General features: G+C 35.2%; 11 protein-coding genes. 10 read left to right on the forward strand and 1 reads right to left on the reverse strand.

From position 1 onward, the window contains the following. Window positions 1-23: 23 nt before the first annotated feature. From H6F32_RS10445 to gshB, 10 genes are all read left to right on the forward strand, one after another. Window positions 24-1,757: a CHASE2 domain-containing protein gene (locus tag H6F32_RS10445; protein WP_190369265.1), complete on the forward strand. Its 1,734-nt coding sequence runs from the start codon at window positions 24-26 to the stop codon at window positions 1,755-1,757. An 18-nt stretch (window positions 1,758-1,775) separates the two neighbouring features. Continuing rightward, complete coding sequence (locus H6F32_RS10450) at window positions 1,776-2,564, forward strand: AAA family ATPase (protein WP_190369266.1); 789 nt, start codon at window positions 1,776-1,778, stop codon at window positions 2,562-2,564. 55 nt (window positions 2,565-2,619) lie between these two features. Beyond that, window positions 2,620-5,142: a hypothetical protein gene (locus tag H6F32_RS10455; RefSeq protein WP_190369267.1), complete on the forward strand. Its 2,523-nt coding sequence runs from the start codon at window positions 2,620-2,622 to the stop codon at window positions 5,140-5,142. Window positions 5,143-5,211: 69 nt separating this feature from the next. Further along, the gene (locus tag H6F32_RS10460) at window positions 5,212-6,480 is read left to right on the forward strand and encodes a pentapeptide repeat-containing protein (protein WP_190369268.1); all 1,269 of its coding nucleotides are present in this window, start codon (window positions 5,212-5,214) and stop codon (window positions 6,478-6,480) included. A 38-nt stretch (window positions 6,481-6,518) separates the two neighbouring features. After that, window positions 6,519-8,195 (forward strand): tetratricopeptide repeat protein, encoded by a 1,677-nt coding sequence (locus H6F32_RS10465; protein WP_190369269.1) that lies wholly within the window; start codon window positions 6,519-6,521, stop codon window positions 8,193-8,195. 149 nt (window positions 8,196-8,344) lie between these two features. Continuing rightward, on the forward strand, window positions 8,345-9,760 hold the full coding sequence (locus H6F32_RS10470) for an aspartate ammonia-lyase (protein WP_190369270.1): 1,416 nt from the start codon (window positions 8,345-8,347) through the stop codon (window positions 9,758-9,760). A 567-nt stretch (window positions 9,761-10,327) separates the two neighbouring features. After that, window positions 10,328-11,146: an Rpn family recombination-promoting nuclease/putative transposase gene (locus H6F32_RS10475; RefSeq protein WP_190369271.1), complete on the forward strand. Its 819-nt coding sequence runs from the start codon at window positions 10,328-10,330 to the stop codon at window positions 11,144-11,146. A gap of 272 nt (window positions 11,147-11,418) precedes the next feature. After that, a complete protein-coding gene (gene guaA / locus H6F32_RS10480) occupies window positions 11,419-13,041 on the forward strand; it encodes a glutamine-hydrolyzing GMP synthase (RefSeq protein WP_190369272.1) in 1,623 nt (540 codons plus the stop codon). A 58-nt stretch (window positions 13,042-13,099) separates the two neighbouring features. Beyond that, window positions 13,100-13,366, forward strand: a complete 267-nt coding sequence (gene grxC / locus H6F32_RS10485; RefSeq protein WP_190369273.1) for a glutaredoxin 3 — start codon at window positions 13,100-13,102, stop codon at window positions 13,364-13,366. A 126-nt stretch (window positions 13,367-13,492) separates the two neighbouring features. Further along, on the forward strand, window positions 13,493-14,461 hold the full coding sequence (gshB, locus tag H6F32_RS10490; protein WP_190369274.1) for a glutathione synthase: 969 nt from the start codon (window positions 13,493-13,495) through the stop codon (window positions 14,459-14,461). 82 nt (window positions 14,462-14,543) lie between these two features. On the opposite strand, the gene ftsZ is transcribed toward gshB, so the two are convergent. Further along, window positions 14,544-15,845: a cell division protein FtsZ gene (gene ftsZ / locus H6F32_RS10495; RefSeq protein WP_190369275.1), complete on the reverse strand. Its 1,302-nt coding sequence runs from the start codon at window positions 15,843-15,845 to the stop codon at window positions 14,544-14,546. Window positions 15,846-16,054 lie beyond the last annotated feature (209 nt).

Here is a 16,054-nt window from a genome sequence, read left to right on the forward strand (position 1 = left end):
CAATTTTCTCAGGGTAAAAAATCATGAATATCATATCTCAAGTGAAATCAAAAATAGATAACTGGCTAAAAAATCCAGAAGTTCATCAATCTTTAAAAAAGACTAAATGGGGAACTAAGGTATTAATTGCTAGTGTGAGTATTACAGCAATAGTATTAGGTATTCGCACTTTAGGAGGGTTACAAACTTGGGAAATAGCCACTTTTGACTTATTAGTTAATCTTCGTCCTGATGAACCGGAAGATCCGCGAGTATTAGTTGTTGGATACACCGAACAAGATATAGAAAAACTCAAATCTGATCAAATTTCTGATGGTCAATTGGCAGAAGTTATACAAAAGTTAGAAGAATCTGAGGCAAAAGTAATTGGTATAGATATCTTTAGAGATATTGCCATTGGTGAAGGTCATCAAACGTTACAACAGGTGTTTCAATCATCTAATGAGTCTAATAAGATTGTTGTACCTTGTCAAATGAATGACGGAAAGGATGATAGAGGTATCAAACCTCCAGAGGTTTTTAATAGCGAAGAACTTCAAGAGGCAGTAGCAATTGTTAATGTTTTACCTGATCAAGATGGAGTATTAAGAAGGGGACTTTTAATTAGTAGTCCTCCAGAAAACGATAAAATTAAACAGGAAAATAAACATTTATGTAGTAATCCTGAGAAGACATTATCGTCCTTCGCTTTTTTATTAGGAACAAGTTATTTTCCGGAAAGTGTGGAAATCAAACAACCAGAACAAGATTCCAAAACCTTCAAATATACCCAATTTTTGCAAATAGGTAAAGCTATATTTAAACCATTAGAACCAGATTCAGGAGGTTATCAAAATTTACAAACTAGCGATTATCAAATTTTACTTAACTACCGTTCTCGTGGTAAAGCAAGTAAAGAAATTAGTGTTTCTGACATACTAACTAATAATTTTAAACGTGAAGATATCAAAGATAAAGTAGTTTTAGTAGGGTATACGGCATTAAGTAGAAAAGATGTTTTTCCAACACCATATCAAAAACAAGCGATGATGCCTGGTGTGCATATTCATGCCCAAATTGTGAGTCAAATCATTAGCGCGGGAGAAGGTGAGCGTCCAGCTACCATAGACTATTTTCCTGAATGGGGGGAATGGTTATGGATTTTAGGATGGTCAATTGTGGGAGGACTTTTAAGCTATCCTAAAATTAAATCATCCTTGGTTTTTGCTTCCGTATTCATCACAGCAGGAGGTTTATTTGTCATTTGTTGGGGAGGTATATTGTTTGCTTATTGGTTGCCATTAATTCCTGCTTTGATAGTATTTTTAGGAACTTCTGCCACTATTTATGGTGTGGAGAGAATTAACATTAAAGAAGTTGATTGGGATTTAATCCGCGAAGAAGAAAATAAGAAGCAAGAACAAGCTGAGAAAATTATTCGCCGCAGGATTTTAACACAATTAATGGAAAAAGCAGGAGAATTAAAGGGAGAATTAGATAAATTAGATCGGGTAGATCGGGAGATAATTCCTATAGATCATAATTTGGATATTCTCTTACAAATTGACTCTCATGAATCTGCACCCATACATTTAACACCACAGTTTAATAAAGTTAATAAAGAAAATTGGTTAGCATCATTATGTCAAAAATGTCAAAAAATTCAAGAAAGTTGGCTAGATGTGAGTGTTAATCCTGTGGAACAGAAAAAAGCGTCTATTCGCAAGTTAGTTCAAGAATCTGAAAAATTAAGAGCAAGTTTCAAGGTAAATAATTAAAATAGGGAGAGAAAAATCATGGCTAAAATTATCTCATTTTATTCCTTTAGAGATGGTACAGGTAAAACTACTATTACTGCTAATGTAGCAGCAGCGATCGCCGAAAAATACAAGAAAAAAGTGGCAATAGTAGATACAAATTTTGCTGCTCCGGGATTACATCATTTCTTCCCTACCCAGGACTTAAATTTTTATCTGAATAATTACTTAAATAAAGAGGGGAATATTCTCAAAACTATAGCTGATGTGGGGGCAAGTTTTGGACTACCTATAAAACTAATCCCTGCTAGTGGAAAAATAGGGGATATCATCACCACAACTAGTCAAGAAATAGATTATAAACATCTTTGTCAAGGGTTAAAAACTATTACTAAACAGGAGAATGAAGATCAGATAGATTATTTATTAATAGATTGTTCTCCAGGGATTCAAGAAGCCAATTTATTAATCATGAGTATATCAGATATGGTTTTAATTTCCTTACGAGAAAATCAACAAGATTGGCAAGAAACTTTCAATAGTTTAGAAATAATTAAGACTAACTTAAAACTTACTACAGAACTGGTGATTAATCAAGCCATCAGCGAAAACCTAGAGGAATTAAAAAACACAATTCAGAGAAAATATCAAACTATAGTTATGGAAATATTACCCCAATGCCAAGAATTAATGGAATTTTCCACGCCATCCACACCAAAAGATAGCAGTCAATCACGATTATATTATAGAGAAAACCCAGAAAATAATTGGAGTAGAAGAATAGGAGCGATCGCTGATAAAATAGTTAAGATAAATAAGATAAACTAGTTAAATAATTAGCTCAATCAACCACATCATTATTAACTTGCTAGGATGAACAATAATGACATACTTAACAGAAAACCAACAAACACTATTATTAAGTGTAATTACAGATCCAGCAGGAGAGATTGTCAGACAATCTGGTGAAAAACTAACATTAAAAGTCACAGTATTTAATCAATATACTGAAAAAAACCTGCTGATCAGAGTCAAAATAGATAGTATTAAAGACTCCAACCAGCGTAACCTATGCGAACTACCTCCACCGCAAAGAATCGGCTTAAATGCTGGTAATAGTGGAGAGGTAGAATTTACTATTCAGATTCCTAATCACGCCCTTCCTGGTGTATATAAATATTCACTAATTTTAGATACAGATGGTACAGAAAATCCCATCATTTATGAAAGAAACCTGGTAATTAAATCCTTTGTTAAATCATCCAAAAAAGAGATAGATCCTACTTTCACAATTAAACCCCATAGCACATCATCCACACCAATTGCTGTAGAACCAGGAGAAAAAGTTAACCTGACAATTACTGTTGATAACCGTTCCGAAAGGGTAGATAAATTTCGCTTAATTTGTCCAGATTTAAACTTAATATGGCGAGACTTTCTTAAAGATAATTTACAAATTAAATACATTAATAATAACTCCAACTCCCGCCTATTTACCAGTCATGAGGCACTAGAATTAAACCCAGGAGAACAGGGAGAAATTTTAGTAGAATTAACAGTACCATTTAATAGTATTGCGGGAACTTATTCGCCCACAATTCGTATTTATTCAGATAACCATGAACAACTGACATTACTAGACTTATTTTATTTAAAAGTTAAGGAAAAGCATGATATAGATATTTTCATGATCACTAAAATAGGTAAAGTACAAAATTTACCTGGATTATATCAAATCCAAATTTATAATAAAGGTAACACAATTAGAGAATTAGAATTTACCGTTGAAAGCGCAGAACAACAAGATCAACTTTGTACTTATAACCCCCAAACAACCAGCGTTAAAATACTACCACAACAAATAGAACCACAAATAGTTGATATTGAGGTAGAACCGCCAAAATCTTGGTTAAAACGTCCTTTTTATGGCAGATTATTTAACTTTACAGTCCATGTTCAAGACAAGCAAAAAATAGCATTAATTAACCCAAGACTTTCAGGAGTATTAATTTGGGAAGCGCGTCCCTGGTGGCATTTTCTCATTTTAGCATTAATTATCTTAGCCCTACTTACAGGAACAGGATTATTAATATGGTGGTTATTTTTTAAAGCCAAACCATCAGCAGAAATATTACAGTTTTATCCAGAAAATGTTATCTATAAAGAAATTGATAATAAACCCATCACATTAAATTGGCAAGTTAGTGAAATTAAAAAAGTTAAAAATATTAAAATAGTGGGATTATCTAGGGATGGCAATATTACCAGTGCACCAATAACATACAACTTTGAACAAGGTATTCCCCAGGAATTGACAACAGACTGTAATATAGAAAAACAGATTTTAACTTGTCAAAATATCATTACAGATGCCAGAAAAGCAGGAAAATATAATTTTGAAATGCAAATTAGTTATGAACAAGGAAAAATTATTGCTTCAAAAACACAAAAAACCACTCAAATTATTATTGAACCAATTCCTCAACCAGAAATTATTACTTTTAAACCTAGTCAAAGTCAATATCAAGAACCAGAAGATAATAATGTAAAAAATGGTATTCATCTCTCTTGGATAATTAATCAAATTAATGTTAATGATCAGTTACAAATTAAAGAAAAGGAATTATCACTAACAGGTAAATCAGCAAACAGTGAAATTAAAATACTAGTTGATACTAAAAAATATTGCCAAATAGCACAAACAATACCAAAAACCAAAATACCACAAACAATACTAAAAACACTGATATGTGAAAACGTACCAACTAATGTTATTAATCCAGGAGAATATATTTTTGAATTAGCAATTGTACCTAAAACTACTGTATCGAATCAAGAACCAAAAATCATCACTCAAAGAACACAATCTATTAAAATTCAACCCATTCCCACAAAAATTATTGACTTTAAAATTGATGGACAAAATGTACTACCAAATTATATATTTAACCTAGATCCTCAGCAAAAAAAACAGTTAAATATTTCTTGGCAAGTCAAAGGAACTAAAAATATTAAAGTGGAATTACTTCCTTCTCCGGGAACAGTGGCCAATAATGGCCAAATTTACTATACTTTAAGTCCTACCAACAATAAACAAACTATTACTTTACAAGTAACAAATCCCACAGGAGAAATAACTAGTAAATCTACAGTAGTTGAAACTGTTCTTAATCCTGAGAAACTTATACCAGAAAAAGCTAATGATCTTCCCGAAACAACTCTGAAAACACCACCCAAACTACCAGAAGTATTACCTAGTAAAACTCCTAATACATTACCTCAACTACCTGAACAAAAGAATAAGAATAAACCACCCAGAAAAACACCACAGGAAATTCCTGAACCACCAGAAAAACCTGAAAATAATATTTTACCCCCTGCTGAGTTACCTCCAAAATCGCAGTAAATTGTACTTGTTGTACTTGACTCAGATACAATTAATTTTTACTTCTTATCTCAAATCTCACTTATGAAAATGACAATTACACGGTTTTATTCTTTACCCTTAGTTATTTTATTAACTGTTTTCAGTATCATTATCCCCGGAAATGCTGCCAACAGGAAACATTTAGAACAGCTATTAACAAATAAGGAATGTCCTAAATGTGATTTAAGAGGTGTAAATTTGGAAAATGCCAAATTACCCGGAGCAAATTTACAAGGTGCGGATATTAGAGGAGGAAAATTAAATGATTTAGAAGCACCAATGGCTAATTTTGAAAATGCTAAATTAGAGAATGTAGAATTAGAAAACGCCAATTTATCCAAAAGTAATTTAAAGTCAGCCGATTTACGTGAAGGTAAATTAAACAATGTAAATTTATCAGCAAGTAATTTAGAAAATGCCAATTTATTAAAAGCTAATTTAAAAAATGCCAATTTAGAAAATGCTATTTTCCAGACAACCAATTTAAAAAATAGTAATTTAGAAAATGCTAACCTACATGGTGCAGATTTAACAGCAGCTAATTTATCAGGAGCAAATTTAGAAAAAGTAGATTTTAGACAAACTAAAATTACAGAAGAAACAGTAATCGCCAAAAAATGGTTATTTGTGTGGAAATTAGTTAATCAAAAGTTAGATAAAGAATTAAGTGGAGTAGATTTAACAAGCGCACTTTTACAGGGAATTAATTTAGATTATGTCAATTTATCAGGAGCAAATTTAGAAAAAGCGGAGTTATTTATAGTTAGTTTAAAAGGTGCAAATCTCCAAGAAGTTAATTTGAGTCAAGCTAAAATTGCCTATACTGATTTAACTAGAGCTAATCTGAAAGATGCGAATTTACAAGGAGCAGATTTACGTTATACTAATTTAACTAATGCTGATTTACGACAGGTAAATTTACAAGGTGCTAAAATTAATAAGGAAACTATGATTGATGCTAAATGGCGATTAGTTTGGGAAATTACTAATCAAAAAGTAGTTAACCGAAATATGACAGGAGTAAATTTAGAGGAGACTTATTTAAGTAATGTAAATTTATTCGGTGCTAAACTGAATAATGCTAAACTATATGGATCTAACTTGAGTAAAGCTAATTTGAACCAAGCTAGTTTGTATAATAGTGATCTTAAAGCAACTAATTTACAAGGAGCAAATTTAAAAAATGCTAATTTAGAAAATGCTAATTTGGCAGGAGCAAATTTAAAAAATGCTCAAATACAAGGAGCTAATTTAAAGGGTGCTTATTTATGCGGTGCGGTGATGAGTGATGGTAGTTTACATGGTTGTGATAAATAAGTGATAACAAAGCAATAAAATAAATTTAGGTGTGGGTTATGTCAAATCAGAAATTTAAGAAATTACTATCTTTGTTTTGGATTTTCTATGGTGCGGTTTTAACAGTTTCTCATCCTCAAATTGTCAAAGCAGAAAAAGATATCCAAAGTTTTGACTATTTGGCTTCTTTATGTAATAATTGGGATGCAGGTGTCAATAATAAAAATTATGAAGAAACTTTAAAGGCTTGTGATGCTGCTTTAGCTATTAAGGAAAATCAACCAGAACTTTGGTTGGCTAGAGGTAATCTATTATTGGCATTTAATAAGTTACCAGCAGCTATATCTTCTTATCAAAGAATGATTAGTTTAGATGCGAATAATTCTGAGGGTTTTACACAATTATGTTTAGCTTTATCAGAGTTGGGACAATATTCTCAAGCGATAAATGCCTGTGAAAAGGCTTTGAAAATAAATAAGAATTGGGGGAGAACAACATCAGCAGTAAGTTGGAATTATCAGGGAGTAGCTTTGAGTAAATTAGGACAAAAAGAAGCAGCAAGAAATTCTTTTAATTGGGCTACTAAATTAAATCCAGATTATTCTTTGGCTTGGACAAATACCTGTGTATATTTATATGAAATTGGTGAATTTAAAACAGCTTTAAATGCTTGCGATCGCGCTTTAGAAGCTAATCAGTTTTGGGGTAGTTCTAACGCGGCTTTAGGATGGGCTAATCGTGGTAAAGTAACTCAAGCAATGGGATTATATGATGAATCTTTAATGGCTTATAATAAGGCGATCGCTTTTAACAATAATGATCGTAAAATCTGGACAGAATATGGTATTCTCCTGACTAAATTAGGCAAATATCCCCAAGCACAAACCGCCCTGGAAACAGCTATCAAAATTAGCCCTAATTATGCCTTAGCTTTAGTGAGTCAATGTACTAATCTTAATCGTATGGGCAAATATGAAGAAGCCGCAGTAGCTTGTGACACAGCCTTACAAAAAAGTGATAATATCTGGGGTCCAGAAGGAATAGCATCAGCCTGGAATCAATTTGGTAACGCTTTAGTGGGCTTAAAAAAATATGACGAATCACTGGCGGCTTTCAATAGAGCTATATCCTTAAATTCAACTTATGCTAGTGCTTGGAGTAATAGAAGTGTTGCTCTATGGCATCAAGGTAAATATCAAGAGGCACTAGTGTCTAATGAACGAGCTTTAGAAATAGACATCAAATCATCCCAAGCGTGGTATAACAAAGGAAGAATATATACATCATTAGGACAATTAGAAGCAGCTACAGCTGCTTATGAACGAGCGTTAAAGGGAGATGGTTACATAGGGGATAAAACCCTGTTAGCTGAAGTATGGGTAAATCAAAGTTCTACCCTGTTGAGATTACAACGCTATCAAGAAGCTATAACTGCTGCCAATAACGCCATAGGATTTAATCCACAAGCATCAGAAGCATTTTATAATAAAGCATTAGGATTTATGGCTTTGAAGAAATATAACCAAGCAGTAACCAGCTATGAAAGAGCAATTAAAATTAACCCAAAAAACGCCGACTTTTGGGCAGGAAAAGGGATAGCATTAAGATTGTTAAAGAAATATCCAGAAGCCAGTGAAGCACTCAAAGAAGCCTTAAAAATTAATCCTAATCATCCCCAAGCATTAGATAATCAAGATACTATAAGCAAAAAGCTACAGCAGGTTCGAGGTTTATGAGGTACAGTAACCAACTCAAGTTTAAGTTTTAAAACCACCTTTTAAAATTGGTGTACCTTATTTACTGCAAATTTACTCCAAAAGTTCTGTAAAACCACAAAGTTAGGAGTCAGGAAAATTATATTGTATCCAATCACCAATCACCAAATATGACCAACAATACCGATTTTCGCATTGAACGTGATTCCATGGGCGATCGCCAAATCCCCAATCATGTCTACTATGGCATTCAAACCCAAAGAGCGATCGAAAACTTCCCTATTAGCGGAATTAAACCATTATCAACCTACATAGACGCTGGAATATTAATTAAAAAAGCTACAGCTATAGTTAATGGACAACTAGGGTGTATTCCTAACGATATTAGTCACGCCATTATTCAAGCTACAGACGAGGTGTTAAATGGTAAACTACGAGATCAATTCGTTGTAGACATTTACCAAGCAGGTGCAGGAACTTCTCATCACATGAATATTAACGAAGTTCTAGCAAACCGCGCCTTAGAAATTTTAGGAGATGAAAAGGGCAACTATAAACGAGTGAACCCTAATGATCACGTTAATTACGGACAATCTACAAATGATGTTATTCCCACCTGTATTAGAATAGGAGGGTTACTAGCACTAACTCATACATTACATCCAGCACTAGAAAAAGCAATTTCAACATTAGAAAGCAAAGGGGATGAATTTCAACACATCATTAAATCAGGGCGTACACACCTACAGGATGCAGTACCAGTACGTTTAGGAGAGAACTTTCGAGCTTGGGCGCAAATCCTCACAGAACATCAAAATAGATTATATATAGCTGCTAGTGACTTAATGGTATTAGGGATAGGTGGAAGTGCAGCAGGTACAGGGATGAATACCCATCCTGAATATCGGAAAAGAGTCGTAGAAGTCCTGTCTGAACTATTGGAAATGCCCTTAGAACCAGCACCACATCTGATGGCCGCTATGCAAAGTATGGGAGCATTTGTCAACGTATCTGGAGCAGTGCGAAACTTAGCTCAGGACATGGTTAAAATCTCCCATGACCTGCGATTAATGGACTCAGGACCTAAAACAGGGTTTAAAGAAATTCAACTGCCTCCAGTGCAACCAGGGTCATCTATTATGCCAGGAAAATATAACCCAGTTATGGCAGAGATGACATCTATGGTATGCTTTCAAGTGATGGGATATGATCAAGCGATCGCATTAGCAGCACAAGCGGGACAATTAGAATTAAATGTGATGATGCCACTAATCGCCTACAATTTAATCCACAGCATTGAGATACTAGGGAGTACAATTGCAGCCTTAACTACAAGTTGCATTCAAGGAATTATGGCCAACGAAGAAAGATGTTTAGCCTATGCAGAAGGAAGTTTAGCACTAGTTACAGCCTTAAATCCTCATATTGGCTATCTTAATGCCGCAGCGGTGGCCAAAGAATCATTAGAAACGGGAAAATCATTAAGACAGATAGTTTTAGACAAAGGCTTAATGACAGAAGCACAACTAGCTCAAGTATTGAACCTAGATGAAATGAGTGCCATTGTACCGATACTTTTTTGCTAACCAATGCTAACAAATAGATAAGTTGAGATTATCTCTCAACCAAGGCGTACCAACCAATGCACGGAGATAAATTCCCCGCGCACCATTCAAATCTCGGTTCATAGATTGACTATCTATCCGAGATTTGATACTTTTAGATACCCCTAGATTGTTGATAATTTCACCAGTCTAACTCACTGTTTTTGAAGGTCAATTGTAAAAATATCCTATTTTAAAAATGTTTAAAAATGTCCTATTTTTTGATAGATTCTATCCTGTAAATCCTTACATCCTGGATATCCTGATTCTGTCGTACCCGTTGACAAAATCCACAATTCCATGTATAATCAAACTACCATCTCACCCTATACTCAAAAATAACAAAGTTAAATATTAACCTAGCAACCTAAAAAAACTTTTTGATATTCTCCTTTTACGCCGTTACCGTAAGTGTAGTTACCATTATTATACAGGATAAAGCAGTGATATGTGTAACATCCAAACAATAAATTTGAAATTTTTATTAACACCCAGTTATTAACACCCAGCATTAAATACTAGATTAGATCCAGTAATTACTCAATCATAGTGAAAACAGATACAATTTTCTATAGCTTATTTCAAGCATTTCCGAGCATCTTCTTTGAATTAATTAACAATTCTCCCACAGAAGCAGATGTTTATGAATTTACATCACGTGAAGTTAAACAACTAGCTTTTCGTTTAGATGGTTTATTTTTACCAACCACTAAAGATCCCACAAAACCATTTTATGTGGTTGAGGTTCAATTTCAACCCGATGATGATTTATATTATCGTCTGTTTGCGGAAATTTGCCTTTATTTGCGACAATATAAACCCGTTCATCCTTGCCAAGCTGTAATTATCTATCCTAGTCGTACCATAGAAAGGGAAGAAAATTTACAATTTGGCGAAATCTTGCAACTTGACAGAGTTAAACGCATTTATTTAGATGAGTTAGGAGAGAGTTCTTTAGGCGTGGGTGTTGTTAAACTAGTAATAGAAACGGAAGAAACTGCACCAATACTAGCAAAACAATTAATTGCCCAAGCAAACCAACAACTAAATAATGCCAAAATAAAACAAGACTTAATTAATCTCATTGAAACAATTATCGTCTATAAGTTACCCCAAAAGAGCAGAGAGGAAATTGAAGCTATGTTAGGTTTAAGTGAGTTAAAACAAACTAGGGTTTATCAAGAAGCCTTAGAAGAAGGTAAAGCCGAAGGTAAAGCTGAAGGTAAAGCTGAAGGTAAAGCTGAAGCAACTAGAAAATTTGCTTTAAAACTACTACGCATTGGCATGAATTTACAACAAATTGCTGAAATTACTGAATTATCTTTAGAACAAATTAAGACTTTACAAAAGGAAATTCAAGAATCATAGTTGTAGCTGTTGGGTTTGCTTAACCCAACCTCCTCGACGTTGCTGAGTTGGGGTATGATATTTATTTCGCACATTAGCGAAGCGAAGCACTTGCGTTAGACGCAAAGTTTCAAATTTTGAATTTCTCAATTTGATACCTGAGTTCAGCAACACCACCTCCTCAAATTTAGTTCTTGATTTTTAGGAAAAAAACAGATATAATAGAACGTTTACAAACTAATTTAATAACTAGTTAAACTACCTTATACATTATCCAGGACACATCCCCAGACATGAATACATCGGTGACACTACCAACCGAAATCACACATCCCACAAATATAGACTTGGGAGAGATTAAACGTGAAATCATAGTTATTCTCGATTTTGGTTCTCAATATTCAGAATTAATCGCTAGACGTATCCGCGAAGCTCAAGTATATTCCGAAGTTCTTTCCTACCGTACCACAGCCGCCCAACTTCAAGAAATTAATCCTAAAGGTATCATTCTTTCCGGTGGTCCAAACTCAGTATATAGCGATCACGCCCCCCATTCTGACCCGGAAATCTGGAATTTAGGTATCCCCGTATTAGGAGTTTGCTATGGAATGCAACTCATGGTAAATCAATTAGGCGGAAAAGTAGAACAAGCAGATCGGGGTGAATACGGTAAAGCATCTTTATTTATAGATGATCCTACGGGGTTGCTTACCAACGTTGAACAAGGTTCAACTATGTGGATGAGTCATGGTGACTCGGTTATAGATATGCCATCAGGCTTTGATTTATTAGCACATACTGATAATACACCCTGTGCAGCTATAGCAGATCACAATAAAAAACTCTATGGAGTACAATTCCATCCTGAAGTTGTTCACTCTCAACATGGTTTAGCTTTAATTCGTAATTTCGTTTACCATATCTGTCAATGTCATCCCAGTTGGACTACCGCCGCTTTTGTAGAAGAATCAATTACAGACATTCGCGCTAAAGTTGGAGATAAACGAGTACTATTAGCACTCTCTGGAGGTGTGGATTCTTCCACACTTGCTTTCCTATTGTATAAAGCCATTGGTGATCAATTAACCTGTGTATTTATTGATCAGGGCTTTATGCGGAAGCTAGAACCAGAAAGACTAGTTAAGTTATTTAAAGAACAATTCCATATTCCTGTAAAATATGTCAATGCACGCGATCGCTTTCTAACAACCATAGCCGGAGTAACCGATCCCGAAGAAAAACGCCGCCGCATCGGACATGAATTTATCCGTGTTTTCGAGGAGACATCTAAAAATCTAGGTCATTTTGATTACCTTGCCCAAGGTACACTATACCCAGACGTAATTGAATCTGCTGATACCAATATTGACCCTAAAACCGGAGAAAGAGTAGCAGTCAAAATTAAAAGTCATCACAATGTAGGTGGTCTACCCAAAGACTTAAGATTTAAACTAGTAGAACCTCTGCGAAAATTGTTTAAAGATGAAGTGCGTAAAGTAGGACGTTCCATAGGATTACCAGAGGAAATAGTCCAACGTCAACCCTTCCCTGGCCCTGGTTTAGCCATTCGTATTTTAGGAGAAGTAACAGCAGAACGCTTGAATATTTTACGCGATGCTGATTTAATAGTGCGTCAGGAAATTAACCAACGTGGTTTATATAACGAAGTTTGGCAAGCCTTCGCTGTTTTATTACCCATACATAGTGTAGGAGTAATGGGTGATAAACGAACCTATGCCCATCCTATTGTGCTAAGAATAGTTACTAGTGAAGATGGGATGACAGCAGACTGGGCGCGTATTCCTTATGATGTGTTAGAGGTTATTTCTAACCGCATTGTTAATGAAGTGAAAGGGGTAAACCGCGTAGTTTATGACATTACCTCTAAACCACCTGGTACTATTGAATGGGAATAGATGATCAATAATGAACTTATGACTAAAATTAAGAAACATTACATTTTCTTGACATATTATGAGTGCCAAAGTAGAAATCTATACCTGGACAACCTGCCCCTTTTGTGTTCGTGCTAAAAACCTTTTAAAAAGTAAAAAGGTTGATTTCATTGAATACAACATTGATGGTGATGAAGTAGCCAGAACGAAAATGTCTGAAAGAGCAAATGGTAAACGTTCATTACCACAAATATTTATCAATGATGTTCACATTGGTGGTTGTGATGATCTTCACAAATTAGATAGTCAAGGTAAATTAAATGACTTACTTTTACTAGAAGTTTAGTTGATAGAAGTCAGTAGGGGTTTATCAGTGCTAAACCCCTACCAGAAGTCAGCAGTCGGTAGAATTATATTTTATCCAATCACCTATCACCTATTTTCACATTACCAAAATTATGAGGTCTTCAGGGTGAAACTCCTTTTTATTATTGATCCCATCCATCGCCTTGATCCATGTCATGATAGTAGTGTGGCTATGATGGAAGCTGCACAACTTCTTGGCCATGAGGTTTTTATTACTCAAGCTAATTTACTCTTTGTTAAAAATGGTCAGGCTTGGGCTATTTTACAACAAGTTGAACTTGTACCTATTGATTTAGTCAATGGTCGCTGGTTAACTGTTGATAATTGGTTTAAATTAGGAGATAGTTTTTTAACTACTTTAGATATAGTAGATGCTGTATTTATGCGAACAGATCCACCTGTAAATGATGCTTATTTATATGCTACCTATATTTTAGATTATGTTGATCAAAATAAAACTTTAGTCATTAATGCTCCGGAAGGTATTAGATCAGCTAATGAAAAAATGTATGCCTTACAGTTTACAGAATGTGTGCCAGAAACTATAGTTAGTGCCAATAAACAAGTTATTAAGGATTTTGTAGAAGCTAAACAAGCCACAATTTTAAAACCTTTGGGAAATAAAGCAGGAGAAGGAATTTTATTTTTACAGGCAGGCGATCGCAATTTTAACTCTATCATTGAACTTAGCACCATGCAAGGACAAATACCTGTAATGGTACAGACCTACCTACCCCAAGCTAAGGAAGGAGATAAGCGAATTATTTTATTAGACGGAAAACCCATAGGTGCGCTTAACCGTCTAGCAAGTAACAGTGACTTTCGTAATAATATGGCCACAGGAGGTACAGTAGCACAAACCTCTATTACTGCTAGAGAAGAGGAAATTTGTTGTTATTTAGCCCCAAAACTGCAACAAGATGGTTTAATTTTCGTTGGTATTGATGTTATTGGTGGGTATCTTACAGAAGTTAATGTTACCAGTCCCACAGGTATTAGAGAAATTGATCGTCTTGATGGTACAAGATTAGGTCAGGATGTAATTAAATGGGCAGTGAGAAGAGTTGATAATTGACAATTAATGTAGGTGAGTGCAAGGTGCAGGATACAGGGAGAAAATTTTTATTCTGACTCCTTGATATCCTGACTTATACACTCTAACTTTTCGGGGGAGTACGTCTTCTTTGTAAAAAATCAGGAATATCTAATACTGGTTTATCTTGTTTATCTTTCGTTTCCTGTACAGGAATTGATGTACTGGCCGGAGGTTGAGGTTGACTAATAGGAGGTTTTCTAGCGCTGGTAGGAGTCACCACTCTAGGTGTATTCACTGTTTGCACTGGCGCTCCTTGCACCTCACCTGTAAACCCAGTAGCAATTACCGTAATTCTCACTTCTCCTTGCAGTCTATCATCAATTACTGCCCCAAATATTATATTAGCATTAGGATCAACTACTTCATAAATTGTCTCTGCCGCAGCATTAACTTCATGGAGAGTTAAATCACTACCACCTGTAATATTAAATACAACACCTCTAGCCCCTTCAATAGAACATTCTAATAATGGTGAAGAAATGGCTGCAATAGCCGCTTCCCTAGCGCGTGACTTTCCTGAACTTACACCAATACCCATTAAAGCAGAGCCCGCATCAGCCATCACTGCTCGTACATCAGCAAAATCAACATTCACTAAACCTGGAATAGTAATAATATCAGAAATACCTTGCACCCCTTGACGCAGCACATCATCAGCATAACGGAAAGCTTCTTGTACTGGTGTTTGTTCAGGAATAACCTCCAATAATTTATTATTAGGAATAATAATCAACGTATCTACACGACTTTTAAGACCTTCAATACCCTGTTCAGCTTGGCTGGTACGGCGACGACCTTCAAACACAAATGGTCTTGTCACCACACCAACCGTTAAAGCACCCATTTCTTTAGCTACTTCCGCCACAATAGGCGCAGCACCTGTACCTGTACCGCCACCCATACCAGCAGTAATAAACACTAAATCAGCCCCTTCTAAAGCTGTAGCAATCTCATCACGGGATTCTTCCGCTGCTTTTTGACCAATAGCCGGATTTCCACCTGCTCCTAGTCCTCTAGTCAATTTTTGACCAATTTGTAAGCGACTAGGTGCACCTGCTAGAGTCAGAGCTTGAGCATCGGTATTAATTGACCAAAACTCCACTCCCACTACATCAGATTCAATCATGCGGTTAACAGCATTGCCGCCACCACCCCCCACACCAATTACTTTAATATTCGCTACACGACCGGGAACAATTTCTCCAATTGCAGTGTTTTCGCGGGAAATTTTTTTATTGTCTTGATTTTGTCCGTAATTTAGGCCAGACTGCCCAAAAGGATTATTGGTGGAAGTAGGAGGAAATCCAGAATGTGTGACAGAGTGGGAGTTATAGGTAAGTCCTTGGTTATTATCAAGTGTCATTGGATTTGTCAAAGGTAGATAAACGACTTATGCAACACAAAATATATACAAATTAGCTTGTTGGCAAATAAATAGAGCTTTTTTTATTTGCTTCCTCCTGCAAGAAAATCCTTGACTGGGTTTATTCTACAGGGTTAAATTCCATCTGAGTGCTAGGTGTTGGTTAACATCACTAATGTTATACTATCGGAATATTGGTGAAATTAATA

Origin of the sequence: Anabaena sp. FACHB-1237, assembly GCF_014696225.1 — a bacterium.
In the GTDB taxonomy this organism is placed as follows: Bacteria; Cyanobacteriota; Cyanobacteriia; order Cyanobacteriales; family Nostocaceae; genus FACHB-1237.